Origin of the sequence: Treponema sp. OMZ 857 (assembly GCF_024181085.1) — a bacterium.
GTDB lineage: Bacteria > Spirochaetota > Spirochaetia > Treponematales > Treponemataceae > Treponema.
This window is the reverse complement of record NZ_CP051147.1, coordinates 535,701-559,935: the sequence shown is the minus strand read 5'-3', so window position 1 is coordinate 559,935 and position 24,235 is coordinate 535,701. Positions and strand designations below refer to the sequence as shown.

General features: G+C 41.5%; 27 protein-coding genes, 2 tRNA genes and 1 pseudogene. 9 read left to right on the top strand and 21 right to left on the bottom strand.

The annotated features are described in order from the left end of the window. From E4N66_RS02560 to E4N66_RS02545, 4 genes are all read right to left on the bottom strand, one after another. A complete protein-coding gene (locus E4N66_RS02560) occupies positions 1–1,284 on the bottom strand; it encodes an amidohydrolase family protein (protein ID WP_253672971.1) in 1,284 nt (427 codons plus the stop codon). 206 nt (positions 1,285–1,490) lie between these two features. After that, a complete protein-coding gene (locus E4N66_RS02555) occupies positions 1,491–1,745 on the bottom strand; it encodes a BrnA antitoxin family protein (RefSeq protein WP_039925512.1) in 255 nt (84 codons plus the stop codon). Then, on the bottom strand, positions 1,717–2,022 hold the full coding sequence (locus tag E4N66_RS02550) for a BrnT family toxin (RefSeq protein ID WP_253728853.1): 306 nt from the start codon (positions 2,020–2,022) through the stop codon (positions 1,717–1,719). The genes E4N66_RS02555 and E4N66_RS02550 overlap by 29 nt, the downstream gene beginning before the upstream one ends. Positions 2,023–2,408: 386 nt before the next feature. Further along, positions 2,409–2,481, bottom strand: a tRNA-Thr gene (locus E4N66_RS02545). Between the two features lie 181 nt (positions 2,482–2,662). Between E4N66_RS02545 and E4N66_RS02540 the strand changes: the two genes are divergently transcribed. Together E4N66_RS02540 and E4N66_RS02535 are read left to right on the top strand one after the other, a co-directional pair. After that, positions 2,663–3,046: a hypothetical protein gene (locus E4N66_RS02540; protein WP_253728852.1), complete on the top strand. Its 384-nt coding sequence runs from the start codon at positions 2,663–2,665 to the stop codon at positions 3,044–3,046. A gap of 32 nt (positions 3,047–3,078) precedes the next feature. Then, positions 3,079–3,861, top strand: coding sequence for an integrase catalytic domain-containing protein (locus E4N66_RS02535; protein ID WP_253728851.1), 783 nt, complete (start codon positions 3,079–3,081; stop codon positions 3,859–3,861). 102 nt (positions 3,862–3,963) lie between these two features. Here E4N66_RS02535 and E4N66_RS02530 read toward each other — a convergent pair whose 3' ends face one another. The 11 genes and pseudogenes from E4N66_RS02530 to E4N66_RS02480 form a co-directional block, all read right to left on the bottom strand. Next, positions 3,964–4,362, bottom strand: coding sequence for an ISAs1 family transposase (locus E4N66_RS02530; protein WP_253728211.1), 399 nt, complete (start codon positions 4,360–4,362; stop codon positions 3,964–3,966). Beyond that, positions 4,343–4,684, bottom strand: a complete 342-nt coding sequence (locus tag E4N66_RS02525; protein WP_371922445.1) for an ISAs1 family transposase — start codon at positions 4,682–4,684, stop codon at positions 4,343–4,345. The genes E4N66_RS02530 and E4N66_RS02525 overlap by 20 nt, the downstream gene beginning before the upstream one ends. A 169-nt stretch (positions 4,685–4,853) precedes the next feature. Continuing rightward, positions 4,854–5,117, bottom strand: coding sequence for a transposase family protein (locus tag E4N66_RS02520; protein ID WP_253728214.1), 264 nt, complete (start codon positions 5,115–5,117; stop codon positions 4,854–4,856). Between the two features lie 112 nt (positions 5,118–5,229). Beyond that, on the bottom strand, positions 5,230–6,219 hold the full coding sequence (locus E4N66_RS02515) for a class I SAM-dependent DNA methyltransferase (RefSeq protein ID WP_253728850.1): 990 nt from the start codon (positions 6,217–6,219) through the stop codon (positions 5,230–5,232). 136 nt (positions 6,220–6,355) lie between these two features. After that, entirely contained in the window at positions 6,356–7,402 is a 1,047-nt protein-coding gene (locus E4N66_RS02510) for an SIR2 family protein (protein ID WP_253728849.1), read from the bottom strand. A gap of 9 nt (positions 7,403–7,411) precedes the next feature. Beyond that, complete coding sequence (locus E4N66_RS02505; protein ID WP_253728848.1) at positions 7,412–7,747, bottom strand: hypothetical protein; 336 nt, start codon at positions 7,745–7,747, stop codon at positions 7,412–7,414. Between the two features lie 77 nt (positions 7,748–7,824). Continuing rightward, positions 7,825–9,276 carry a Piwi domain-containing protein gene (locus tag E4N66_RS02500; RefSeq protein ID WP_253728847.1) on the bottom strand — a complete coding sequence of 484 codons (1,452 nt, stop codon included), beginning with the start codon at positions 9,274–9,276 and terminating at the stop codon, positions 7,825–7,827. Beyond that, positions 9,254–9,445 (bottom strand): restriction endonuclease subunit S domain-containing protein, encoded by a 192-nt coding sequence (locus tag E4N66_RS02495; protein ID WP_253728846.1) that lies wholly within the window; start codon positions 9,443–9,445, stop codon positions 9,254–9,256. The genes E4N66_RS02500 and E4N66_RS02495 overlap by 23 nt, the downstream gene beginning before the upstream one ends. A 60-nt stretch (positions 9,446–9,505) precedes the next feature. Further along, positions 9,506–10,594 (bottom strand): restriction endonuclease subunit S, encoded by a 1,089-nt coding sequence (locus tag E4N66_RS02490; RefSeq protein ID WP_253728845.1) that lies wholly within the window; start codon positions 10,592–10,594, stop codon positions 9,506–9,508. Positions 10,595–10,690: 96 nt separating this feature from the next. Further along, complete coding sequence (fic, locus tag E4N66_RS02485; RefSeq protein WP_253728844.1) at positions 10,691–11,566, bottom strand: protein adenylyltransferase Fic; 876 nt, start codon at positions 11,564–11,566, stop codon at positions 10,691–10,693. Positions 11,567–11,597: 31 nt separating this feature from the next. Then, a pseudogene (locus tag E4N66_RS02480) lies at positions 11,598–12,944 on the bottom strand (DEAD/DEAH box helicase family protein); the annotation flags it as partial. A 141-nt stretch (positions 12,945–13,085) separates the two neighbouring features. On the opposite strand from E4N66_RS02480, the gene E4N66_RS02475 reads away from it, so the two are divergent. Next, on the top strand, positions 13,086–13,841 hold the full coding sequence (locus E4N66_RS02475) for an SIMPL domain-containing protein (protein ID WP_253728842.1): 756 nt from the start codon (positions 13,086–13,088) through the stop codon (positions 13,839–13,841). 41 nt (positions 13,842–13,882) lie between these two features. Here the strand turns inward: E4N66_RS02475 and E4N66_RS02470 are convergent, their stop codons facing one another. The 3 genes from E4N66_RS02470 to E4N66_RS02460 all read right to left on the bottom strand — a co-directional run bounded on the left by E4N66_RS02470 (position 13,883) and on the right by E4N66_RS02460 (position 16,975). Further along, positions 13,883–14,104 (bottom strand): hypothetical protein, encoded by a 222-nt coding sequence (locus E4N66_RS02470; RefSeq protein WP_253728841.1) that lies wholly within the window; start codon positions 14,102–14,104, stop codon positions 13,883–13,885. 155 nt (positions 14,105–14,259) lie between these two features. Beyond that, positions 14,260–15,657, bottom strand: a complete 1,398-nt coding sequence (gene radA / locus E4N66_RS02465; protein ID WP_253728840.1) for a DNA repair protein RadA — start codon at positions 15,655–15,657, stop codon at positions 14,260–14,262. Positions 15,658–15,670: 13 nt separating this feature from the next. After that, positions 15,671–16,975, bottom strand: a complete 1,305-nt coding sequence (locus E4N66_RS02460) for a S1C family serine protease (protein ID WP_253728839.1) — start codon at positions 16,973–16,975, stop codon at positions 15,671–15,673. A 327-nt stretch (positions 16,976–17,302) separates the two neighbouring features. Here E4N66_RS02460 and E4N66_RS02455 point away from each other — a divergent pair, with 327 nt between their 5' ends. After that, positions 17,303–17,752: a Fur family transcriptional regulator gene (locus E4N66_RS02455; RefSeq protein ID WP_044015101.1), complete on the top strand. Its 450-nt coding sequence runs from the start codon at positions 17,303–17,305 to the stop codon at positions 17,750–17,752. 28 nt (positions 17,753–17,780) lie between these two features. Here E4N66_RS02455 and E4N66_RS02450 read toward each other — a convergent pair whose 3' ends face one another. Continuing rightward, a complete protein-coding gene (locus tag E4N66_RS02450; RefSeq protein WP_253728838.1) occupies positions 17,781–20,168 on the bottom strand; it encodes a tetratricopeptide repeat protein in 2,388 nt (795 codons plus the stop codon). An 86-nt stretch (positions 20,169–20,254) separates the two neighbouring features. Here E4N66_RS02450 and lspA point away from each other — a divergent pair, with 86 nt between their 5' ends. Both lspA and E4N66_RS02440 read left to right on the top strand, forming a co-directional pair. After that, a complete protein-coding gene (gene lspA, locus E4N66_RS02445) occupies positions 20,255–20,800 on the top strand; it encodes a signal peptidase II (protein ID WP_253728837.1) in 546 nt (181 codons plus the stop codon). After that, on the top strand, positions 20,801–21,034 hold the full coding sequence (locus E4N66_RS02440) for a hypothetical protein (protein ID WP_044015098.1): 234 nt from the start codon (positions 20,801–20,803) through the stop codon (positions 21,032–21,034). It abuts the gene before it with no gap. Between the two features lie 16 nt (positions 21,035–21,050). Here E4N66_RS02440 and E4N66_RS02435 read toward each other — a convergent pair whose 3' ends face one another. Further along, entirely contained in the window at positions 21,051–22,709 is a 1,659-nt protein-coding gene (locus tag E4N66_RS02435; RefSeq protein ID WP_253728836.1) for a hypothetical protein, read from the bottom strand. Positions 22,710–22,792: 83 nt separating this feature from the next. Continuing rightward, positions 22,793–22,866: transfer RNA gene (locus E4N66_RS02430), tRNA-Ala, on the bottom strand. A 158-nt stretch (positions 22,867–23,024) separates the two neighbouring features. Here E4N66_RS02430 and E4N66_RS02425 point away from each other — a divergent pair. Genes E4N66_RS02425 through E4N66_RS02415 form a run of 3 tightly spaced genes read left to right on the top strand, consistent with a single transcriptional unit; the run spans position 23,025 to position 24,211 of the window. Next, positions 23,025–23,423 carry a hypothetical protein gene (locus E4N66_RS02425; protein WP_253728835.1) on the top strand — a complete coding sequence of 133 codons (399 nt, stop codon included), beginning with the start codon at positions 23,025–23,027 and terminating at the stop codon, positions 23,421–23,423. A gap of 48 nt (positions 23,424–23,471) precedes the next feature. Beyond that, the gene (locus E4N66_RS02420) at positions 23,472–23,816 is read left to right on the top strand and encodes an NUDIX domain-containing protein (RefSeq protein WP_253728834.1); all 345 of its coding nucleotides are present in this window, start codon (positions 23,472–23,474) and stop codon (positions 23,814–23,816) included. 5 nt (positions 23,817–23,821) lie between these two features. Next, complete coding sequence (locus E4N66_RS02415; protein ID WP_253672986.1) at positions 23,822–24,211, top strand: class II glutamine amidotransferase domain-containing protein; 390 nt, start codon at positions 23,822–23,824, stop codon at positions 24,209–24,211. The last annotated feature ends 24 nt before the right edge of the window (positions 24,212–24,235 follow it).

Genomic DNA, 24,235 nt, shown 5'->3' with positions numbered 1-24,235 from the left:
TTATATCTCCTCCCGTTTATCCCATACGCAACGGCCTTGTACGAATTTTGCAACCATGTTGTGCCATTCCGTTAAATAGAGCGCCCGTTCCAGCCGCTGCTCAACGGAAAAATCGGTACGTGCACTCAACTGCGTATCATCGATCACTACTGCGTCAAACCAGAAGTTTTTTTCAAAGCTGCCGGTATCGCCGAAGAAGGAACCGCCGCCTTTCGTTCCGAGGTATAAGGCCTCCGATACGGAAAGCGCACGTTCTCCTTCATAAAAATACCGCCGCATTTTTGACACTTGAAGCGCCGACATCATCGCTTTAAAAAGAGAGAGTTGAGAACCGGCAGCCACATCTGAGCCAAGCCCGATATGAACGCCCGCATCCAAAAGACGCGCAATCGGTGCAATGCCGCTGGTTAAATTGATATTTGATTCGGGACAATGCGCAATATACGTGCCGCGCCGAATCAGCAATTCTATTTCTGCGTCGGTAGGATGCACACAATGAGCGAGGATGGTTTTATCGGTTAAAAGACCGTAGCGTTCGTATACTTCGGCATAATTTTTGCATTCGGGATGAAGCTCCTTCACCCACGCGATTTCTTTTTTATTTTCCGAAAGATGACTCTGTATAGGCAAGTGCCGAGCTGCTGCCAGCTTGCCGAGATTATCCATTAAAGCGGGCGTACACGAAGGTACAAAGCGGGGCGTTATAATAGGAGCAACGGCATCATCATTTTTAAATGAATCAACAAAGGCTTGGGTCGCGGCAAAAGATGATTCCGCCGTTTCGCATAAGTAGTCGGGCGCATTCCGATCCATATTCACCTTGCCGACGAGGCACGGCATCTTCTTAGCTTTCAGCAAGTCTGCCAACACAAGATTACCGCTGTTATGAATGGTACCGAAGATTACCGCACGGCAGGACAGACTCGCTTCAAGGTCATCGGTAAAAAGCCGATAGCTCTGCAAAGCATAATCCGCATCCGCATATTTCGCTTCTTCGGGAAAGGTATAGGTATTCAGCCAATCGATGAGCTCAAGCTCCATCCCCATTCCGCGGAACGCATACTGCGGCGCATGAACGTGTAAGTCAACACAGGCGGGGACAATCAGCATACCGGAAAAATCAAAACAGGGAACACGTTCCCATTGACCTTCCGGCAATGCGGTAACAAAATCGATTATTCTTCCGTTTTCGCACAGCGCATACGCATTCGGATGCGCTACAAGACGGTCTTTTGTTACGGCTGATATAAAATCACCCTTAACGACAAACTGTGTCTGACTCATACTGCAATACCCTTGTACCAGTATAGCACGGTTCACCGCAAAAACAAGCAAAAAAACGCAAAAAACTAATTTTTTTTTAGGATGTCTCACAATATATAAGGATTAGTGAAGAAATTAAAAGGAAAAAGATAAAAAAGCCAACTCTCGGACTTGAACCGAGTACCTGCACGTTACGGCTCGGTTATTTTTGCGTTTAACAAAGTCGATTAAATTTGTCCGTTGTTGACGGCATCCATTAAGAAATCATTTACCTTTGTTTGCCAACCTTTTCCCATTGCTCTAAAGTGGTCAATAAGATATTTGCTCAATCTGATTGATACTTGCTCTCTTTTTGGCTTGAAGTATTCAGGGTATCGAGGCTTAAAACCGGAAAAGTCCGTAATTTCAGGAATATCCGATAAATCAATGTTCTTACGGAGTTCCGCCACTCTTTCAGCAGTTAAAGTTTTTTCGTTGCTCATAATAAAAAGCCTCCTCCTTTTTTGTTGCCAGACGTGAAGAAATAAGCCTTGTTCTATCACGTTCCGTATACACAATCGTGATTATTACAAAACCGTTCAAACTCCCAATCCCTATTAGTCTTTCTTCCTCAAGTGTTGAATGTTCAATATCAATCTTTTCGATAAAGTATGGATCATTAAACACTTCAAGAATTGCATCAAATGAAAGACCGTGTTTTTTGATGTTTATCTCATTCTTGTTACTGTCCCATTCAAATTTTCCGTGAGCAACCATCATAAAAACACCTCTTTTGATATGTCTATATTGTATTTCTTTTATGTATTTCTATCAAGGTATGCATAGTAACAAAAAAAGCAGTATACTAATCTGCCACGGTACAGTCTCTTGTCTGGTTATTTTAAAATCTAAATCCCCCCCGATGCAGAGCATTGCCGAGGAACAGCGGGTATTAAACCTTCCGCACGAATAAAAGTCTTTTTTCTTTGTTTGGGATTGAAAAAGGATATGAGACAGCCATAGTAAAGACTTTTATCGCAGATACTGCAAGCGGACATGTATTGGTTTTATGTACCGGGGCATAGCATAATCTTTAATATTGTCGTCCCAATTGTTCGAATAACGTATTTTGTAAATAATGATAACACAATCACTTACTAAAAAAAAGCCAACTCTCGGACTTGAACCGAGTACCTGCACGTTACGAGGGTGCTGCTCTGCCAGGTGAGCTAAGTTGGCAAGTAAAACTACCTAAGGAGAGTTAGCCGAAAAAGGCTTCCTCAGACAAAGTTTGAGTAGTATACGGAAAAAAGTCCGGTACGTCAACCATACGCATTGCATCACGTTAAATCTAACCGAAAAAGAAGCGGTGCATCACGTAAAAATCTAACCCAAAATAGAAGCCCAAAGGAAGGGCGCAATGGGGTTAGACATGAAAACGAAAAAGAAATTAACCGAAGAGACGGCGAAGCGTTACTGTACGGCAAGCAAAAAGAGCAAGACGAAAATAATCGATGAGTTTATCGCAACAACCGGTTACAATCGAAAGTATGCCATTCACGTTCTGAAAAATAGTGCATATGTAAAGGTCACGCACTTTAACAATGTCGCAAGACAGAGCGTACAGGTCATTACAAAGACACGTAAAAAGCGGAACTATGAAAAATACTACGGTCAAGACGTACAACAAGAAGTCATCCGGCTGTGGATTTTTTCGATGTATCTGTGTGCAAAACGGCTCGTGCCGTTCATTCGGGATAATATCGATTACTTTACTCAAAAGTTCGGCTATGATGAAAACTGAAAGCAAAACTCGCCCGCATATCAAGCGCGACAGTGGGCAGGATTCTCAAACCGGAAATCCCAAAACATTCCATCCGCGGTATTTCAACAACACGACCTGCAAAGAATCTTAATAAGCTCATTCCCATCCGCACCTTTTTCGATTGGGATGAACGTAAGCCGGGTTTTTTTGAGGTTGACACCGTTGCCAACTGCGGCATAAGTACCCAAGGACAGTATATTTGCACGCTTACCCTTACCGATGTCCATTCCGGCTGGACAGAAACAAGAGCCCTTTTAAACAAAGCTCACCGCTGGGTAAAAGAAGCGATAGAAGATGTGAAAGAGAAGCTGCCCTTTCAGATGAAAGGTATTGATAGCGACAACGGAAGTGAGTTCAAAAATACACAGCTGTTGCAATGGTGTAAAAGTAATGAAGTTATTTTCACTCGGAGCAGATCATATAAAAAGAATGATAATTGTTTTGTTGAACAGAAAAATGACAGTGTCGTAAGACGCATCGTCGGTTACTATCGCTTTGAGGGAGAAGCGGCACGCATGGTTATGGCTGACCTTTATCAGCAATATAATACACTGGTCAATTTCTTTTTTCCCTCAATGAAGATCATTGCAAAAAAACGGATAGACGCAAAGGTCATAAAAAAATATGATACGGCAAAGACGCCGTATTGCAGGCTGATGGAAAGCTCTGATGTAAGCGAGGCGGTAAAAGCTGAGCTGTGCCGCAGGAAGAACAACTTGGATTTACAACAGCTGCTTGAAACAACGCAATACTTGCAGCGTAAACTTATCTCTATGGCTCAGCCTTGGACATAGAGTGCTATGGTTAGATTTTTACTTGAGTAACCGGAAGCCTTTCGGTTAGATTTTTACGTGAGTAAATACGCCATACGTATTGCATATAGCAGGGATTCCGCATTATAACGAGAGCAATACTCTATCAAGGCAATCTTCTCGTTTGTTGCACAGATGTTGCTTATGGAGAAGCGGCATTTTCTTTGTGCTTATGATATCCGAGAAGTCAACCTGTTTGAGAATATTCAAGACAATTTTTCGTAAGACGCTTAAGTTTGCTGCCGCATTGTCTTTCCGTACAAGACAATAATCCTCATCGAGAATCGCATCGAGAACCCAATGCAGGTTATTTTCTATCCCCCAATGAGCCCTCATCGCAAATGCGGCCTTGTGCACATCTGTCAGTGAGGTCAAGAAATATCTTTGTTCAACGGATTTCTTCCCAGTCTTCTTTACCGTTCTTTCGCACACGAGCATTCCAACTCCATTGAGATTCTTCCATTCATCTTTTCTGAAAGCCAATCAATATTCCCGCAAAGATAACAGGTGCGTTTTCAATTCGCCCGTGTCCAATTTCAATGGTATATTCTCCTCGCTGAATATGGTAACACTGACAATACGCACCATCACAAGGGTGCTCAAAGAACTCTTTTACATCCCGGTGTATCGATTGCTGATTTCCTTTCAGAGAAATAACATACTCCGCTTCCTTTTCTGCTATTTTCTCAACGATTTTTTTCTGACAGCCCATCGCATCTATAGTAATAATCATGCCTTTTAAGTCTAACAGATCCAGAAGTTCAGGAATGGCGGTAATTTCATTTGATTTTTCTTCTGTTTTCACCTGCCCGAAGCACACACCAGAGAATGCGCCCAAGCCGAAACAACATGAGCAGCTTTATGCGGTTTTATTTTCGCCTGTCGATACATATTCAGAGCGCCGGATAGTTTTCCATCAATCGCGACCACTTCATTTTCTGCAATATGCTTGCCAAATGTCTCTCGTGCATATTCTATGAATACTTTTCAAGCTGCTTTGCATCAATCCTTGCAAGCACTCGCAGAATCGTATCGCTGCTGGGGATGCCATTTTCCAGTTTCAGATATTTTTTGAGGGTTTGCTCGCTTAATGTCGCATAAAACTGTATTTGTTCTATACTTTTATAGCCGCACAATACTCCCATAAACACAAGCATTAATATATCGATGAGATTGTGTTTCTTGCATCTGTCGATTCTTTCGTCTTTAATGTTTTCAAATGCTTCTTGTAATGTCATTGTTCCACTCCAAGAACATTTTACCATTATTTATACCATGGGGGCTACTATTTTTTTTGACACGATTTATAATGCGGAATCCCTGTTGCATATAGATAATAGCTCCCTCTCCCTACGTCACTACTCCTCGCAGTTCCCCCAACAGCTCATCGCTTTTCATAAACGACCGGTGTAGCAGCTCCAACAGTTCCGCCGTGGTGTGCGTCACTTCTTCTTCCTTTATATACGGATTTTTTATATCCAGGTTATAGCCGTTGTTTTTTAAGGTTTCAATATTGACCTTCCAGACGTGTTCATCAACGCGATCTCGCTCGGTAATGCTCGTGTATTCGCGGTTCAAGCTGTCCCCGTTCATCACATTCGGCACTTCAATATCATGCAAAATCAGATTCGTAACACAGAGCATAAACGGCAGCGGTTTCAGCTCCTGTCCGCGGATAGTTTCGGCAAGCACCGCCACGTCCTCAACGGAATGAACATCCTGCGCACGGATATTTTCTATCGCACTCGTTAAAAAACCGCCGGTACCGCATGCAGGATCCAGAACCTTTTCTCCAAGCCGCGGATTTATCAGCTCCGTCATTATTTCCGTTACAGCACGCGGAGTGTAAAACTCTCCATAGTTCCCCGCACTCTGTAAATCACGCAACAAACTTTCGTAAATATCCCCAAACAGATGCCGGTCTTCGCTTGCATTAAAATTAATTTCATTCAGCTTATTCACCACCTGCCGGATAATCGTGCCGTTTTTCATATAGTTGTTCGTCCCCGCAAAAATATCACGAAGCAAAACCGCACGTTTATTTCCCGTCGAAACATCAAGATTTTGCAGTCCGGGGAACAATACCGTATCGACAAAATCTTTCATCTCATCCCCGGTAATCCCTTCGCCGTCAGCCGCCCAGCTCCGCCACTTCAATTCTTCCGGCATCACCGAAACATACTCATCATGCAAAAGTTCAAGCTCCGCTTCTTTGTCATCAAGAATTTTGAGCGTAACCATCCACCCCAGCTGTTCAATGCGCTGCGCATCCCCCGAAACACCCTGATCTTTCCGCATAATATTTTGCAATGATTTTATAATTCCACCAATATTCGGCATATATACTCCTGTTTTTTTTCATTTGGGCGTTCCCGCCGCAAGCGGCGGTCGGGCTTTCCGGGGTTCCGCTGCCGCTCCATTCTTGCTGCGCAAGAACGCTACGCGCCCCTACAATCCCTAACGCTGGTGTGTTTTTCTAAAAAGGATCATCATTTTCTCCCAATAAATCTTCAATTATTTTACAATTGAGAGAATCCAACCACGCTTTTGCTTTTTCAGGGATAAATTGAATTCTATTTGCTATTTCTTCATTAATTTTTTTTATTCTATTGCGTTCTTCGGCCTCGTTTATAACTGGTGCAACTGAAATAATTTTTTTATTCTCATCTTTTTTTAATGCTTGTGAAAGCATTCCATTAATATGTTCATCGTTAAAACTATAGCCTATGCAGATAATTCCTTTTGTATTGCTGGACAATGTTTTTTTTCTGAAAACATTTACTAAGTATAAAAAAGGATCAACATATTGTAATTTATATGCAGTTCCAAAGATAATTGCAGTTTCCTCAGGGATTATTTTTTCAGATTCTTTAATTTCACCCGTATCCGTTTTTTTCCAATCTATCGATCCATGCAACTTATATAAGATTATCGGTTCTTCTATAGTTGAAGATTCATCAAGATTTTCCCAATGCCATATATGGTCAAATCCAAAACCACGCTGTATATTTACCTCACCAATCGATTTTTCCAAACACAGATCATAATTCAAGGAAAAAATTGAAATAGGAAAAGTATACTCTTTTTGAAAATTGAAAAAATTATTATAGTATTCGTAATCTTCTGATGTTTCACACTTTGTCCAGACATTGCATAATTTATCAAGAATAAGAGTTTTTAATTCTCTTATATTAATCAAATTTTCTCCACATAATTCGGTTAATCGTGGTATCCAAGATCCTATGAAAGGATATAATGGATGCCCATAACTTTTTAATAATTCTTCCATTGTGTTAACAATTGTCTCAATATTAACTGCATCTGGTGAGAAAATTCCTTTTATACCAGCAGCATTTACTATCCCACTTTTAATACAATAATATAAATCACGATATTTTCGCCATTTCTCATCAGATATTACTAATTCCTCAACATTTTTCATCATATCAGAAGAAATTGGTATGTGAGCATCACAACTTGCTCCTGCACCCAATAAAAAAATAAAACTATCAGACTTTAACATATATACCTCTTATAAGAACCATGGTGTAAAATTTTCAATATTAATAGGTTCAAGATTATACTCATCGAACGCAGAAACAAATTTACTAATTAGCTCAGCATATAATAAAGAAATTGGAATTGATTTTGCATTAAAACCTCTCCAATTTGCTCCTGACAGATTTATTGAATCTTGTAAATAATCATTTATTTTTTCTGAATCAAGATCATCAGGATAATCTATATCTATTTTTATAGGTGCACCAATTCTATGATGTACTGCAAATTGACCATATTGCTGTCCTTCAAACCATATAAGAAATCTATAAAAAGATAAACAAATTTTTGTACTTTCGAGAGGAATCAAACTATTATAATCTTGATCGAAGCATATATAATCATGATGATCATCAAATCTTAATATCGCTAATGTTGAATTATTAGTTATTTTAATATTATCAAGAGTTTTTTTATTATTTTTATATCCTTATTTTTCATTCTAAAAGATGTATGTATCACAAAAGAGGAATAATCATTATTATATTCTTCAACTATCTCTTTTATAGACTTTGATAAATTATATGCATAGTCATCTGGATTATTAGTATTAGCTAATATTCTAATTCCTTTAAACAATCCTGTTGTATCGGTCAGTATGGAATAAGAAAAAAATCTATTTATTTTTGAATGTTCATTCCGTTTATATGTTTGCCCAATACCAATTATTAAACAGTTATTAGTTTTTGGAATTACAATCCAAGGACTACCACCAAGTTTTGAAAAGATTTGAATTGCAAGGCTTGAAACACTCCATTTTAAGATATTATCATTCATGACTTTTGTAGCACTGATAAATTGACTTGGCATTTTATTAACTAGAAATAAATATTTTAATTTGTAATATAACTTTTGTTGTTCAGAAGTTGCATTTTCCTTATTCCAAGGAACGATTAGGATAGGAACGATAAAGCTATCTGGAAAATTCATTTTTAATTCAGAAATAATTATATTAATTGAATCTTCTGTATATTCATCAACACCTCTCCCTAAAACAGTATTTTTATTTAAAGGAAATTGAAACATTTTCTCCATCCCAAGAAATGTTGAATATGTTTTCCCTTCAAGAGCATTATATAATTTATATGAAAAATTTTTTTCATTATTTTTATAGATGAAACAAATTTTTGATTTCAAACTATCAGCATTCACTTTACTAAAGGGACCAAATTTTTTAATTCCTTGGAATTGAGAATTATCTTGTTGTCGATTACCAAATTCATATCTTTTTGTCATTAATGTTGTTGCTATAACTGTTTCAAATGATTTTTTTACAAGAATACCTTGAAAATAAAAAATTTTCTCATAGTATTTATTTATAAAGTTAATTATTTTAATATTTTTATCAATATAATAATTCTTATTCTCATGTCCATTTTTATCTAACGATAAACTTCGTTTTTGTATTTCTATAGAAAAAGGTATTTCATCTCTTTTTTTAAATCGATAATTTAAAATAAATCCAAACTTCTTGTTTGAATTTAAATATGTAGGTGTAATTGAAATAACTTCATCTCCATAATAGTCTGAATTCACTACAACATCAATACGATACGTAAATTTTCTAAATATCTGAAAGTTCATTTCATGTGTTTTACAATTTTCATGCAACAAGTTAAATAAATACCATTTTGTTAAATCTATATTATCAAAAGATGTGAATTCTTGTTTTATATAATTTTGATATTCACAAAAAGAAACCCCATATAATTCTCCATTAATCCTTGTAAAATATAACAATTCATTTTTTTCAAACTGATTATATTTTTTACAAAACATTGAAAATGAGAAGCTGTTATTCTCAATAGGTAAAATATTAATTTGCAGTTGTTTTTCCATAAGACATATCCTCCTTCAGAGTATCTTTCAAAATACTTTTCATTAATTGATTTGTATATTCTTCTCGCTGTGAAATTTTATTTTCTAATTGTTTTACTTTTGATAATAGTTTTTTAATTTGATTAACTATTTCTACCTGTTCCTGACTAGGCGATAAAGCAAGTATCATTTGCTTTAATTTAACACCGGTAAGATGTTTAATACCTTCTCCTGTTAGATGCTTTTCAATTTAGTTGGTTTCACATAAATAGAAAAGATAATAATTAAATATAATAGGCATGTCAGACATTAAATAAAAACGAACTCTATGGATAGCTTTTTGGAAACAAATATTATAGTTCTCATTCCATATTGCAGAACGTCCAGGATATCCTCCTTCACAAACCAATAAATCACCTTTCTGAACAGAACATCTTAAAAGTTCTTCGTCTTGTATTTTCATTTCAAGTAAATCTGATAAATCAAAATCAAACCAACGTACATTCAAATTTCGTAAATACTTTCTTGAAATCCCTTGATTTTTAATTCCATCAAGCATTTTCCCCAAGTTACTTTCACAAACCTCCCCCAATCTCACCCACTTCCACCCGGTAGGAAGTTCAAAAGGCTTTTCCACATCAAGAATCGGCGGTAACGTTTTCCGTTTTTTATCAACTTTCCTTTCCTTCTGAATCGACTCAAACAAAGCCTCTGCATCGTAGTCGGGATTGCCTTTCTGCACCGGATGTTCTTTGCGCCAATCAGCGGTAAGTTTTCCTTCTATAGCATCCTGCAAAATATTCCGGCGGAGTTGTTTTGCGTATCTTTTTTGAGTTTCTATTTCTTTTGCAAGTTTATTTACTCGTTTTAGATTTACAGAAATTTTTTTTACAATTTGCTTTTGTGTTGGTAAATCCGGGAGTGATATTTCTAACGGTAAAAATACTTTCGGTTTTATTTCAGTCTTTATTCCGCCTTTTACTTGCTTTTTCAGGGTTTCGATAAAAGCGGGGCTTTTGACAAAGTATTTAAAATACTCTAAATCAATAACTGAATCATCGAATATATATGAAGAATAGTGGATTGTTGCTGTAACGGGTTCTGTTCCCTGATATACTGCAATAGCCCCTTTTGCCACGTTAATTCCGGAAATAACCAAATCACCCGGCTGAACAACAATCATATCGGTTTTAGAAGGTTTTTCGGAAATATGAGCTGTTCCGGAAAAATCTATTTTATCGAGACGTTTATATGTTGCGATAGCGTTATCATCGGGTTTATATCGGCCTTGCCGTTCTGTCAGGAACTCCCCAATCCTAACTTTCTTCCATTCTCCCATCTTTTATTCCTTCAGTAAATCCATCATGTCCCAAGTATACTCCTTTTTGGGATATATAGCAAAGCTATGTACCAAATATTCAGAAAATGGTGCATATTACTCCGCTTCTTCGTAATAATAGGAATAATCAATCCCTTTCATAAACATTTCACGGTCATTGATTTTGTCCGTCAGAGCATTTTGCAGCAAAACCTTTATTTTGCCTGAGTCGATTACGCTTTCCGCCATAGCTTCCAGATATTCTCTTTTATTGATTTTGCTCCAATCGATGCACTTTTTTAATGTATGCTTGAGGATTAAATCCAGCCATATCCTTGTTGTTCTCCCGTTACCTTCACGGAAAGGATGGGCGATATTCATCTCGACATATTTTTCTACGATCTGTTCAAACGTTGCATCAGGCATTTTCTCTATTCCGGCAAGATTTTGCTCAAGGAACTCTGCTGCCGCAAACTGAAAACCGCCTTTTGAAATATTCACGGTTCTTATTTTACCGGCAAAATCATAGAGCCCTCCAAAAAGATAGGCATGAATCTGCTGTAATCCCTGTATCGTGCCAACTTCAATACTGTCCAGCAATGAACTTTCAAAGAGTGCGTATGCTTTTGTTTTACTTTTTGCGTCTATTGTTTCTTCAGAATAGGTAAACCACTGGATAAACGGCACTGATTTATTGTTCGGAAAATTTTTTGCAAGCTCTATTACTTGATTGTAATCCATTACATCCGATTTATATTTTTTCCCATCGGCAGCAGTTAATTTCAGTTGGGTAGCAGCACTAACCAACTGAGGATTTTCTTTTTTCAGTTTTGCTTTTAAATATTTCCAGTAGTTACGGTTCTTTTCGTATTCATGCTGTTCATTTAGAACACCGATGATATCAAGCACACTAAACCACCATTTGGAGTGTTCTTCATCCCAAACGGCGCGAACTTCCGTATCATTAAAAAATCTAATCGATATTTTATCCATCTTGTTCCTTATATCTTATTCGTGCAGTATCTTACGCCGCATATATTTCATTCTCAAGTTCCTTGAGTGCAGCCAGATACTTCTCTTTTCCGCCGAATATTTTTACAATTTCTGCCGGTGTTCCCAGATTTTTCAGAGGCTCTATCGTAAGCACCTGCATCTCTTCAATATTTTCTATACCTGTTTCTGCATATTTATCGAGCAAGGCGTTTAAGACGCGGCGTGCATTTTCACCGTACTTTGCCCAATAATTTCTTTTACGGATATTTTCAACCCGTTCCTTACGGGTAAGAGCCGGTGCATCGGTACCGGTACTCATCAGTTTTGAAGTGGTCGCAATCACTGGGAACGGTGCTTCCGGGTTTATAAAATCTTCAAGATACCCCTTTGCAACAGGATCATCACCGGTAATACGGACAATATAGGTATCAGATTTTCCGGTAATTTCCGGAGCAGCGTATCGTAACAGCGCCTGACGCATTCGCTCTGCATGTTCTATATCGACACAAAAGACAATGGTCTTTGCCATCGGCTCTGAATTATTCAGATATTCCATAATCTTTTTAGCAACTACATCAGTCCGCTCATCGATAACAATGCTTCGGTCAAAGTCTTTTCTATTGTAGAGGCGGTCTTCTATTATTTCTCCATTTACATCTGTCTTCCCGCGTTCAGGGCGATAGCCTTCCAAATCAACACTCCTGACGCAGAGCATCGGGGGTGTTGTTCTTATAAGGTGGTTGCAGTCGGCTTTCATCCCCTTTATTACGGCGCAGAGCGCCGGGGTATGAAACCCTCCGCACGAATCGACATTCATTCCAACGCGAAGCACTTTGTATGGAGCCAAAAAGCCGTCATCAATTCCTTGTTTTAACGAATAGGTATAAATCGGCTCTCCAAAATATTCTATATTCGACAGATTCTCTGTCTCTTTCGGCGTAGCGGTCATACCAATCTGTGTTGCTGAACTGAAATACTGTAAGATTTTATGCCACGCTTTATCAGCATCAACCGAACCGCGATGGCACTCATCTACAATGATAAGGTCAAAGAAGTTTGGACTGAAATTTTTGTAAGCATCCGCCTCGTCATCATAATTGGTCAGTCCCTGATACAAGGCAAGGTAGATTTCATACGATGTATCGATTTTCTTCTGTTTGATAATATGGCATTTATCCTTGAAATGCTTAAAGTCACCTTTTTTAGTTTGCGTTATAAGGTTGTTTCTGTCAGCTAAATACAAAATTCTCTTTTTTATTTTTGATTTCCAAAGGCGATAGATAATCTGAAATGCCGTATACGTTTTACCGGTTCCCGTTGCCATAACAAGCAGGAGACGGTTTTCTCCGCGGGCAATCGCCCCTACTGTTCTATTGATGGTATCCCGTTCAGATAATGCTTTCTTAGAAAACATAATTGATTATAGCACGGCTTTCTTCATTTATATAGTGGAAAGATTGTGATATAATGCAACACATATCAGGCAGTCCTGATTCGATTATCTTAGTTAGGAGATCCTATGAACAAATACATCCGTTCAATTATTTTATCATTAATTACTGTTTGCACTGTACTGCTAAGTACGGCTTGTACTGAAAAAAACGTCGCGCAAGAACATTGCATCAGCGTCGTTGGCAAAGCAACCGTGTACGTTTCACCCGATGAAGCAATGATCTCTTTTTCGGTTGTTTCGCAGGCAAATGACCTTACCGCAGCAAAGCAGTACCACGATACGGCGATGCAAAAAACGAATACACTATTCAACCAGTACGGCATCGAACAAAAAGACGTTACAGCGGAAAACCTTACCATTCATCCCCAATACTCTTACAATGCTGATACGCCTAAATTCCTCTATTATGAAATTACTCAGAATATTTCAGCAGTGATTACAAACTTGGATAATTATGAACCGTTCTTAACGGATTTAGTGAATAACGGTATCGACCGGATTAACGATGTCCGATTTTCTACAAAAGACGTTAAAAAATACAAGGATGAGGCACGGCGCAATGCTGTAAAAGCTGCGGAAGAAAAAGCGCAGCTTCTATGCAAAGCGGCATCAAGCGGCAATCATAAACCTTCACTCGGTAAAATTATCCGCATTTCGGAAGCTCCCACTTATTCCGATTGGAATGGAAAGGGATACAATATCGCTGTGCAAAATCGAGTTGCATACGCGCAGACAGCTGGAGGCACTTCGGAGTCAGGCGGCGCTCCAATCGGAAAGATTCTCTTTGACGCGCAAATAGAGATGGTTTTTGAGCTGAGGTAATTTTAAAATAGATAAAAATTGCGGTGTCAACAAAGATTTTGTTATACCCGATCGCCATTTCTCAGTTCCTTTAGATAAATATCCGCATTTTTTCCTCTTTCGGTCGGTTTAACAAACATGTCAAGGTTTACGCCAATAGTTTTTTCAGATATAGCAATATCATCAATAATGGTTACCAGGGCTGTTTTACCTTGATATTCCCGAACAGCCGCTGCATCCAAAACGACCATATTGCCACGAATAATTCCTTTTACTGCAAGCATAAATAGCTCCTTGGGCATTTCTAATCAACACGGTTATAGCAAATTTAAGCATAAGTTGCTATAACCGCCGCCAGGGTGAACGCATCAGGCAGTCTTACCATATTCTCCATGAATGGCAGTGATTCCACACAGTCACAGCAGAACACAAGAGGCCTTTACTTCCCCGCGCCGAACGCGCGTTTGATTGTTTCGGCGAGGTTTTCTACGCGGGCAATGCCTTGCATTGCAGGTTCGGGATCATCGCCGTCGCTGGAAGCTGCCGGGACATAGAGTTGGGTAAAGCCGAGGCTTTGCGCGGTTTTAATCAGCGGCTTTAAGCGGCGCACCGGTCTGATCTCACCGGCAAGACTAAGCTCTCCGATAAATGCTTCGTTTTTACGCGCGGGGATATCCGTCCGCGCAGAGTAGAGCGCAAGCGCCAAAGCCAAATCGATAGCCGGTTCCCGCAGCCGGATACCGCCGGCGACATTAATATAAATATCTTGATCGGAGAACCGCAAGCCTATCCGTTTTTCCAGTACGGCGGCGACACGGCTGACCCGTGCGGAATCTATCTTATCGGAGAATACGCGCGTCATCGTGCCCTTAGCGGGAACCGTAAGCGCCTGAATTTCTACCATAAATACGCGGCTGCCTTCAAACACCGGTACGGTTGCAGACCCGGCAGGCAGTTCACCTTGCCGCTGAATAATAAACAGCGCGGCGGGATCCTGTACGGCGGCCAAGCCTTTTTCATCCATCCTGAAAATTCCCAGCTCATCCACCGAACCGAAGCGGTTTTTAAGAGCGCGGAGAAACCGCACATCATCTTCGTTCCGCTCAAAAGAGATAACGGTATCAACCATGTGTTCCAGAACCTTCGGCCCTGCGATAACACCTTCCTTTGTTACATGAGCGGTAAGAAAGAGCACAGCATCCCGCTCCTTTACCCATTGCACCAATTCGTTGGCGCAGTATTTGAGCTGATTGATCGTGCCCGGGATAGTTCCCGCCTGCGGAGAAAAAAGCGTTTGTACCGAATCGATAATGACGATAAGAGGATTGAGATTATTTAATACTTTTTCGATATTTTCCACCGAATTGGTGCAGAGCAGTTCGATATTTTTGAGCGGAACACCGAGCCGGTCAGCCCTGCCGCGTATCTGACCGGCGGACTCTTCTCCGGACACATAAAGCGTCCGCTGCCCTACCGCTCCGGCTGCTGCCGCTTGCAAGAGCAATGTCGACTTTCCGATACCGGGTTCGCCTCCGATCAATACCGCCGAACGCTTTACCGCACCGCCGCCGAGCACTCTGTCAAATTCCGAAATGCCGGTTGTAATGCGGACAGTATCGTGTACCTCCACCTGTTCAAGCGGAATGGGATGCGCTTCGTCCGTTTGCCGCACGGCTGCGGCGCTTGAAGCAAAGCCGGGGGTAAAGTCCGCTTCTTGGAACTGCTCCTCAAAGGTATTCCATTCGCCGCAGCTCGGACAACGTCCGAGCCATTTCGGCTGGCTGTACCCGCAGGAGCTGCACCGGAATATCCGTCCGCCGGCTTTCTTTTTTGCCATTTTTCTTCGTTACCTATTCATCGTTCCGTTCGGAAAGGGTAAGCGTCAATTTTACGGTCTTATTTCCGCGGAGCACCGTTACGGCGATACTCTCATTCGGTTTTTTATCTTCCAAAACAGCGTAGTATTCGCTGAGGTTGCTGACAGTCTGACCGGCGATTTGGGTGATGATGTCGCCGCCGAGGTAGATAACCGCAGCGCGCTTCCCGATACCGTAACGGACGGCATTCGCTCCGCCGCGGAGTCCCGCCTTTTCGGCATTGCTGTCCTTTTTAACACGGGAAACCAGCAAACCGCGCTGCACCGACAGCCCCGCATAGTTTGCAATCGAAGCGTTCAGCTGTACCAGCTCCGCATCGATGGACGCACGCCGAACCTTTCCGTACTTGATAATTTCGGATACAACCCGTTTCGCCGTGTTGATAGGCACCGCAAAGCCGACCCCTGCCGAACTGCCCGACGTAGAATAGATCATCGTATTAATGCCGATCATCTTACCATCGGAATCGAGGAGCGGCCCGCCCGAATTACCGGGATTGATTGCCGTGTCGGTTTGAATCATATTTTTGATAATGACGTTTTTATCGGTTTGAATCGGGCGGCCGAGGGCGGACACAATACCGACCGTCAACGTCCGTGTTAAGCCGAAGGGGTTCCCGATTGCGAGTACCCGCTGCCCTACCTTGAGCCCATCTGAATCGCCGAATTTTATCGTCGTAAGCTGCGTGTTTGCGGGCGGGTCGAATTTAAGCACGGCAAGATCGTTTTCGCGGTCTACCCCGATAACCTTTGCATTGTACTGGCTGCCGTCCGAAAGGGATACGAATATTTTTGTTGCATCCTCGATAACGTGCGTGTTGGTCAGGATGTATCCGCGGCTGTCGATTATCGACCCCGAACCGGAACCGCCTTCCTGCGGAATCGGTTCAAGGAACCAGTTTATCCCGACCGTTTCCGTGGTGATGTTAACAACCGCATCGTTGGTATTTTCGTACACCGAAATATTTTGCTTTTCTTCTGCGGTGTAACGACTCGCCGGTTCCGCAGCAGTTGTCAGGTAAGGGCTTGTTTGCCCCGCTGCTTCTAAGACAGACACGCTCCCGTCACCGGCATTTTCTACGCCGTCAATGTGCCCCCCGCTCTGTTGTGTGAGGGCGGCATTACTTTCCGCCAATGCTTCAAGCTCGGCTACGGCATCCCCCTGCGGCGTTTTTGTTCCGTGCCCCAAATAGAAGCCCATCCCATAAGCGGCAAGTGCAATAAAACAGCCGATAACGGCTGCAGAAAAAATAAGTTGTTTTCTACTGTAAAGCTTCATACGCGATCCTCTTAAACATAAGGTGGTTGCATCCGGCGCTCATACTCTTTATCACAGCACAAAGCACCGGAGTATTAAAATCTTCTGCACGAATCATCACATATTTTGGATAAATATACAAAAAAAAAGCACATCCGCCAATAGAAGGGCATCGAACACATCGGATTATTTTCAACAGCTTCTTTTTTCTGCGATATTCGATCTATCTGTCTTATACGGCTGTCTGAACGCTGAGTTTTTGGTACACTGAGTTTTTACCCTTTCAAAAAAAAACATTCTCCGATATAATCGAACTATCGAATAGATAGTGCGTAGGACACAAAAAGTATGGAAAACCCGCTCGTTACAAAAAAGTTGCGCAAAACAAAAGCACGGAACTTAATCATCAGTATTTTATCTCAAGATAAGGATAAGGCTTTCTCCGTCGAAGAGCTGCATGAAGCCTGCGGGGCAGATCTGCAAATCGACTTGTCGACGGTATATCGAACAATGCATACACTTGCCGAATCCGGTTTTATAACAAAAAGTATGCATCCCAACGGCAAAGCCTATTTTCAGATTGCCTCTCAACAGGGAACAGAACATCACCACAGAATTGTGTGCAGTAAGTGCAAGGCTTCGGCTGACATTGCCGTCTGTCCGCTGCACGATTTGGAAAATCAGATCTTATCGGAAACGGGTTTTACCATGACATCACACAGCATAGAACTTACCGGACTTTGCCCTGCCTGCAAAGCCGAAGAGGAAGCGCAGACTCCGCAGACGGAAGCTCCGTAACATATTTCAATTTGCAAAAGCGGCAATTTTAAATCAATTTATTCTTTTGCGCCGCAGCATAGAGTTTGGCGTTCCACACATTACGAAAAATAAACTTATCACGTACCGTATTCTCCGTCATCGTATCCATACAGTTTTGCAGCGCTTTAAACGAACGGCTTAAATATCCGTTTGCGGTATCGGATGTATTTCCCTCTTGGCGGAGAATTGCATCGTAGCAAAGATACGAATATATCGAAGCATACATATCATGATTTTTAAGCGCATCCCGTGCAGTGTCCTCAAGTTTTTGCAAATATGCCGACGCAGATTCTTCCAATGAGTTCGCAGCAAGTCTAAAGCGGTAATAGCTGTCAAGAGCGGCGTAGCATATTTGCATTGCCGGTTTACCGTATAGATGCCCCCAGACCAATTCCTCTGCAAGTACAAAACCGCTTTGGTACGGCTCAAGCACAGCGGTAAATGTTTCGGGACTCACTTGTATCTGCGCACGTTCATCGCGAAGAATAGGAGCAAATAAAAATGATTCAATCAAAAACAAACGGGCATCGGGAGACTTATCGAGGTTTGCAATAAAGATCGGCTGCGCCTTGCTTGTTTGTCCCTTTTGGGATAATGCTCTTGCATACCAAATCCTACAAAGGGGCGCCCATTCTTGGAAGTGCTTCGAAGCTGCTTTTTCCGCCTCTTGAAATAAAAGCTCCGCTTTGCCGTAATCACCTAATTGCAATGCGACTCTCCCCTGCATAAACAAGCACGGTATTTTTTTAGGCTGTTCAAAATAACGCTCTGCATCCTCTAAGAGCCGGCCGAGAAAATTTTCGGCAGTATGTAAACTATTCTGTAAAAAGCAACTGATACTGAGGTTAAACAATGCCTCACATATAAAACTGCTGTCGTTCAGCGCTTCGGCAATATCAAGCGCATATTGAAAATATGTTATGGCGTCCTCTATTTTATTTTGAGACAAATGCAGAAAGGCCACACAGGAAAGCGCACGATATTCACCTGCAGGAAAGGTATGCGCTTGAACGGAGCTGACCGCTTTTTTTACCGCATAAACCGCTTCGTTAATATTTTTTTGTTTACTGATTTTTAATGCTTTTTGATAGCTTTCGAGAGCGGGGAAAAAAACCGTAGACTTAAAGGGACTGATATCAATCTGAGGTATTTCCTTATCCGAGTACTTGTGGAAGAAATAATGCAGCATAAATTGATCTTCCGGAATAAATTGAAGCGCGCCAAAAATATCTTTCAGGTTTTCATCGGGACATAACATTCCCTTTTTATATTTATCCCATAGGAAATCGGCTATATACTGTTTCGCCTTATTCTTTGCTGTTCCAAGCTGCTGCTCCAATCGCTCGACAGCGTATGGGGTTACCGAGTATATATCGTTTTTTACTTCGGTAATACCGACTGCATACATCCATTCATACAAACTCGTAATAAACGGAGCGCTTTTATGCAGCGAAAGAAAAAATTCCGGCATTTCATCGTCAAAGATAAACACAGAAGCACATATCGTAAGATACGCAAGTTGCAAAAAATCAACCGATAAGCCGTCAAATGCCATCGATTTTTCCGGCATAAGCTTTGAATGAGCGGTAATGGGGAGTACACCGATGAGATGATTCGCCGCCTCCGCATTTTTTTCGGTATATATAACCGTTAATTCGGTAGTATGATAACTTTTTACAAAGACCTGAAAATAGAGGCGTGTATATAATAAAAATGCGTCAATAAAATAATCGGGATAATTTGAACAAAACCGGTTCCGGCGGAAATAATACTGCACATGTTTTGCGTTCTCGTATTGCGCTTGTTCATCTTTTGAAAGTGCGGCCTTTACCGCGTGCTCCGTCAGAGGATGGGTCAGCATAAAATGATACAGCGCATGTATCCACGTACCGGTATTCGAGAGGTAGATACAGCACTGGGATTCCGCCGTTTCGGTGTGATCTGTTTTCGGTACGATAAAATCCGCACTGTAGTAAAGTTTAACTTTAGGCACATATTCAAACCGGATATAGGATTTTAAAAGCCGTTCTGCTTGCGCGGAAGCAAAAAAACTGCGGCTCGGCACAAGCACACTCCTGTAAGCGGCAAAATGATCTGCAATAACATCCTCAGAATCCGTTTCTTCACAGCAATCGATAATAATTCGGTAATCTACCACCCGCCTTTTATAGACACGCAGTAAATCGGCTAAATTCTGCAAAAATAAATTAGCGGAAAACACCGGAGCAACTTCATGGCTGCTAAAGCGGTAAATTGAGGCACAGGCAACTTTAAATGATGATGCCCCGTTGGCTTCGGCCGATTCCGCGATGGTATTCAATAATTTTTGTATTTCAAACGGAGCAATTCTCAAAAGCTGCCGTTCATAAGGAATTTCAAAATAGATACAAATCATAACAACCTTCCTTATTATGTATCGGCTTTTTCTCTATTCCGATAAAGTTTGTAGACCTTTCGGAAAAATTCCACTATACTGTGCCGATGAATATCAAAAACAAACGAGATTACTTTTTACCGCTGATACTAACCTTTGCGGTTATTGCATTTGATCAATTAACCAAATGGCTGATTATTACATCGATTGCTCCGTGGTCTGTGGGGGCTTCTTTTTTCGGAGACCTCATACGGATTGTCTGTGTTTACAATACCGGAGCGGCGTTCAGTCTCGGAAGCGGACTTTCGTCCGTTATGCGTTTTATCGTAATGGCCTGCATCCCTGCCTGCTTTATTGCCGGTATCTGCGTAGTCTATTTTAAATCGGAATTTCCACGGCTGCAGCGCTGGTTTTTAAGCGGTATTATCGGCGGCGGAATAAGCAATTTACTCGATCGTTTTTTTAGGGCGGAAGGTGTTGTGGACTTTATCGATGTTAAATTTTTCGGTCTTTTCGGTTTGGAACGCTGGCCGACATTTAATGTCGCAGATTCCGCTATTGTGATATGCGGGGCAGGTTTATTTATTGCACTTTTCATACAAGAATGGAAAGGCAAAAGTAAAACTCCGGCTGCGTCAAAAGACGGGGAATAAATGCGGAATATTATTCTTTTTTTAGTTATCGGAACATTGGTAACGCTCGTACTTATCGCCGGATGCAGCGCAGTATGTGCTGCAATCATTATCTTGCTGGCAAAATTTGTAAATGAAAGTATTTTAGCGGCACTGCCTTTCTCGGTTATTGCCGGTATTCTATTATCGTTTTTCTTTTACGGTAAGATCATGAAGAAAATAATGAATAAGTACGGATTAAATAACAAAAAATAAGCAGTCAAAACAGGGATTAATAACCGTCGGACATCTGGCGGTTTAAATCTTTTTGGCACAGCTCTTGATAAATAGGTGCGCGGGTTTTCAGCTCTTCCTTAACAGCCTTGCTGAACGGCATATAACGCCAGAATACGTTGCGTACTTCTTTATCGAGCTTCTGTATTCCTTCGCTTTCTTTAGTCATCCAGATGAGGTAGTCTTCAATAAAGTATTCTTTTACGTCGCCTTTCAATTTTTGAGCTTGGAACCATTGATAGTAATTACCGGTTAAACCTTCTTCCATCCAATAGTATGAAGCCTTTTCCTTTGCAACCTGCCATCGAAGGTCGGCTGTAGCCGTTAGCAGTGCATTTTTCAAATTTTTTGTATACATCGGAATGGCAATACGCCCGCGGCTGGTTACGCGGTTATACCGGTCAAAGGGTTCCCAGCAAAAACCGATATCACCGTAAGAAGGAATAAGCACCACGAACGGAGGGATTCTATTCAGCTGAGAGCGGTACTGGCGGCAATACGCTTCGCAGTCAATGCTTTCAATCCAGCGCATAATCTCCAATACGTTTTCTCTAATACCGATTTCGTTCGGTGTACATCGGAAGAATTCACGCGATAAAATAGGGAAGTGATTACCCTGCCGTCCGCAGGTCATCTTAACCATTTGCCGGACGGTTTCCAGCTCCGTATTTACATCGGAGACATTCAACTCCCCGTCGCCGCTCACCTCGATTTTTTCTTTTAACAAGCGGACATCTTCATCGACTCGGCGATATTCATTCAAGAAGTTGGTCAATTCTTTATCCAGCGCAAGAATCCGCCGAATGCCATCGCTCAGATCGCTCACATTGCGCTTCTGTATTTCGGTAAACGGCTCTTTTATCCCTGCAAAACCCGCAAGACTGTCATGCACAAACAACTCATGGACTTGATTTTTGAGCAGTTCTTCCGCACTGGAGCGTTCATCCGATTTTGCACGGAGTAAATTTTCCGCACTTTGCAATTTACCCTGCGCCTTATTGAGCAGTTGCTGAAAATGAGTTGAAATGTTCTTTTGTTTTGTCCGTACCTCATCAGTGGAAGAAGGATTAATCAATCCGACGGCAATATCATGAAACCATTCATCAAGGTAATAAACGGGTTCATTGTAGGAATTTTCATCGATAATCTTTGCAAACGTATCTTTTTGTTCAGCGGTTAAAAGCGTCGGCAAAATGAGTCCGTACCGTAACGCATATTTTTTTTCGATTGCAGATTCATCTGTCGGTAACTTTAACACAAGCACGGAAATAAACTGCCAATAATTTGTGACGAGCTGTTGCCGATACACGGTACGGTCTTTTTGATCGCGTGTGGTAAGATATTTGGTAAGTGTATTATGCAAACGCTGGGAAGCCTCGCCGCAATTCTTTAAGACTTTCTTATAAAAATCTGCCGAATCGAAATAGGTATGAGGAGTTTCATTATAAAAATGTTCGATTTTAGGAAAAGCTTTAACGGTAAGATCAACACGGGCAGGACTCGGTTCCGAACCGCCGGACGCTTCCGGTGAAGCAGATAGAAGAATATCGTCACCGATATCACCAAACAGGTCAAGCGATGGGGCAGAAGGAGAAGGCGCTACAGGAATATCTTCCAATAAGGCTGCAAGATCAGGATCAAGATTTGATATATCCATACGCGGTTCTCTGCCTACCTTCTTTTTATTTGTGTGGAGGGTTTAACACCCCGCTGCTCTGCGTCGGGGTTGTTGATTTTATTTGGAGGTGAGGGGAATTGAACCCCTGACCTCTTGCATGCCATGCAAGCGCTCTAGCCAACTGAGCTACACCCCCAAAGGCAACAATGCGATTATGAAGGAAATTCCATTTTAGGTCAAGCCCTTGATTATGATGTGTTCTGTACCGATGAATGCGTAGGTATGAATTGCTTTTTTTTTATAAATACGATATTCTATTAAAAGCGCTTATCATGCGTTACGGGGGGCACATATATGTTACCATTCTATTTTCTTTCCGTCACCACCAATCTTATGATGGGGGGAATTTTACTCCTTTCAGCAAAAGACAAAGAGGATTTCAGCATTAAATATCCTCTCCTCAACGATCCGACGTTTTTGCTGGTGTTGCTGATTTTTTCAGGCATTTCGGCCGTATTTAAACTTCTCAGCCCCGTTACAGGAAATACCCCGTTGGTCGGCGATATTATCCCTGCGCTTTCGGGACTCCTCGGCAGCGTTGTATTCTTTGACCGTTGGATTAAAGCCTCCGAAAATCAGCTGACACTGCCGCTATTCTTGACCCGTATTCTTAGCTTTGAACAGCCGATAGGTTTCTTCTGCCTGTTTGCCGGTGTTACTCACCTGCTTTTTTCGCAGGTACTGTTCTTATAGCCTATGCGCCAATCGGTAGTAGGTATCGTCCGAAAGGATAACAGATTTTTGCTTGGCTTGCGCACCCCCGGCGGAGATGTCGGAGAGCATTGGGAATTTCCGGGAGGAAAGTGTGAAGCAGGCGAAACGCACGAGCAGACATTAATCCGCGAGTATGAAGAAGAGCTTGCCGTCCGCGTATCCGTCGGGCGGTTTATTGCGCGTAAACATTTTCAAAATGAACACCGTAATTTTGATCTTTTTGCATACGAAGTAATCATTCCGGAAAATCAAACGTGTGTTTCTTCGGTACACTCCGAATTAAAATGGTTTTCGATTGAGGAGATGCAGAATATTCCGATAGTTCCGTCAGATGCGCTGTTTATTCCCGAGCTCCGAAAATTTTATCAGTGATAATTGTGAAAAATGTGATACGAAGCGGCTTGGGCGCGGTATGCCGCATTGTTGTGTTGTGCCTTTTTTCCTGTTTGGCCTTATTCTCCTGTACTAATCGTGCAACACTGGATTCTATCATACTGCCGCCTGATTCAGCCGTAAATGATGCCGACCGGTTTGCCGTTATTGTCGAAACCTATATCTCATTAAAAGATAGTCCAGGGGCAAACGGTATCATTGTCAACCATGCTCGGCGGAAAGAAATATACGAAGTAACAGGGACGCAATTCGTATCGAGAGACTCGGAGAGCGAACTGTGGGTACACCTTACGGATGGCTGGCTGCAACGCTCTTGTGTAGAGTTATATCCAAGCAGGGCAAAAGCCGAAACGGCTGCCGCCCGGTTAAAATAAAACGGAAGGATACCCTCAATAACC

What these genes read in the sequence shown, in the direction of transcription:
- E4N66_RS02560 (WP_253672971.1), bottom strand. Translation starts at nt 1,284, where the DNA reads ATGAGTCAGACACAGTTTGTCGTTAAGGGTGATTTTATATCAGCCGTA.
- E4N66_RS02555 (WP_039925512.1), bottom strand. Translation starts at nt 1,745, where the DNA reads ATGAGCAACGAAAAAACTTTAACTGCTGAAAGAGTGGCGGAACTCCGT.
- E4N66_RS02550 (WP_253728853.1), bottom strand. Translation starts at nt 2,022, where the DNA reads ATGATGGTTGCTCACGGAAAATTTGAATGGGACAGTAACAAGAATGAG.
- E4N66_RS02540 (WP_253728852.1), top strand. Translation starts at nt 2,663, where the DNA reads ATGGGGTTAGACATGAAAACGAAAAAGAAATTAACCGAAGAGACGGCG.
- E4N66_RS02520 (WP_253728214.1), bottom strand. Translation starts at nt 5,117, where the DNA reads ATGACATTACAAGAAGCATTTGAAAACATTAAAGACGAAAGAATCGAC.
- E4N66_RS02515 (WP_253728850.1), bottom strand. Translation starts at nt 6,219, where the DNA reads ATGCCGAATATTGGTGGAATTATAAAATCATTGCAAAATATTATGCGG.
- E4N66_RS02510 (WP_253728849.1), bottom strand. Translation starts at nt 7,402, where the DNA reads ATGTTAAAGTCTGATAGTTTTATTTTTTTATTGGGTGCAGGAGCAAGT.
- E4N66_RS02500 (WP_253728847.1), bottom strand. Translation starts at nt 9,276, where the DNA reads ATGGAAAAACAACTGCAAATTAATATTTTACCTATTGAGAATAACAGC.
- E4N66_RS02495 (WP_253728846.1), bottom strand. Translation starts at nt 9,445, where the DNA reads ATGATACTTGCTTTATCGCCTAGTCAGGAACAGGTAGAAATAGTTAAT.
- E4N66_RS02490 (WP_253728845.1), bottom strand. Translation starts at nt 10,594, where the DNA reads ATGGGAGAATGGAAGAAAGTTAGGATTGGGGAGTTCCTGACAGAACGG.
- fic (WP_253728844.1), bottom strand. Translation starts at nt 11,566, where the DNA reads ATGGATAAAATATCGATTAGATTTTTTAATGATACGGAAGTTCGCGCC.
- E4N66_RS02475 (WP_253728842.1), top strand. Translation starts at nt 13,086, where the DNA reads ATGAACAAATACATCCGTTCAATTATTTTATCATTAATTACTGTTTGC.
- E4N66_RS02470 (WP_253728841.1), bottom strand. Translation starts at nt 14,104, where the DNA reads ATGCTTGCAGTAAAAGGAATTATTCGTGGCAATATGGTCGTTTTGGAT.
- radA (WP_253728840.1), bottom strand. Translation starts at nt 15,657, where the DNA reads ATGGCAAAAAAGAAAGCCGGCGGACGGATATTCCGGTGCAGCTCCTGC.
- E4N66_RS02460 (WP_253728839.1), bottom strand. Translation starts at nt 16,975, where the DNA reads ATGAAGCTTTACAGTAGAAAACAACTTATTTTTTCTGCAGCCGTTATC.
- E4N66_RS02455 (WP_044015101.1), top strand. Translation starts at nt 17,303, where the DNA reads ATGGAAAACCCGCTCGTTACAAAAAAGTTGCGCAAAACAAAAGCACGG.
- E4N66_RS02450 (WP_253728838.1), bottom strand. Translation starts at nt 20,168, where the DNA reads ATGATTTGTATCTATTTTGAAATTCCTTATGAACGGCAGCTTTTGAGA.
- lspA (WP_253728837.1), top strand. Translation starts at nt 20,255, where the DNA reads ATGAATATCAAAAACAAACGAGATTACTTTTTACCGCTGATACTAACC.
- E4N66_RS02440 (WP_044015098.1), top strand. Translation starts at nt 20,801, where the DNA reads ATGCGGAATATTATTCTTTTTTTAGTTATCGGAACATTGGTAACGCTC.
- E4N66_RS02435 (WP_253728836.1), bottom strand. Translation starts at nt 22,709, where the DNA reads ATGGATATATCAAATCTTGATCCTGATCTTGCAGCCTTATTGGAAGAT.
- E4N66_RS02425 (WP_253728835.1), top strand. Translation starts at nt 23,025, where the DNA reads ATGTTACCATTCTATTTTCTTTCCGTCACCACCAATCTTATGATGGGG.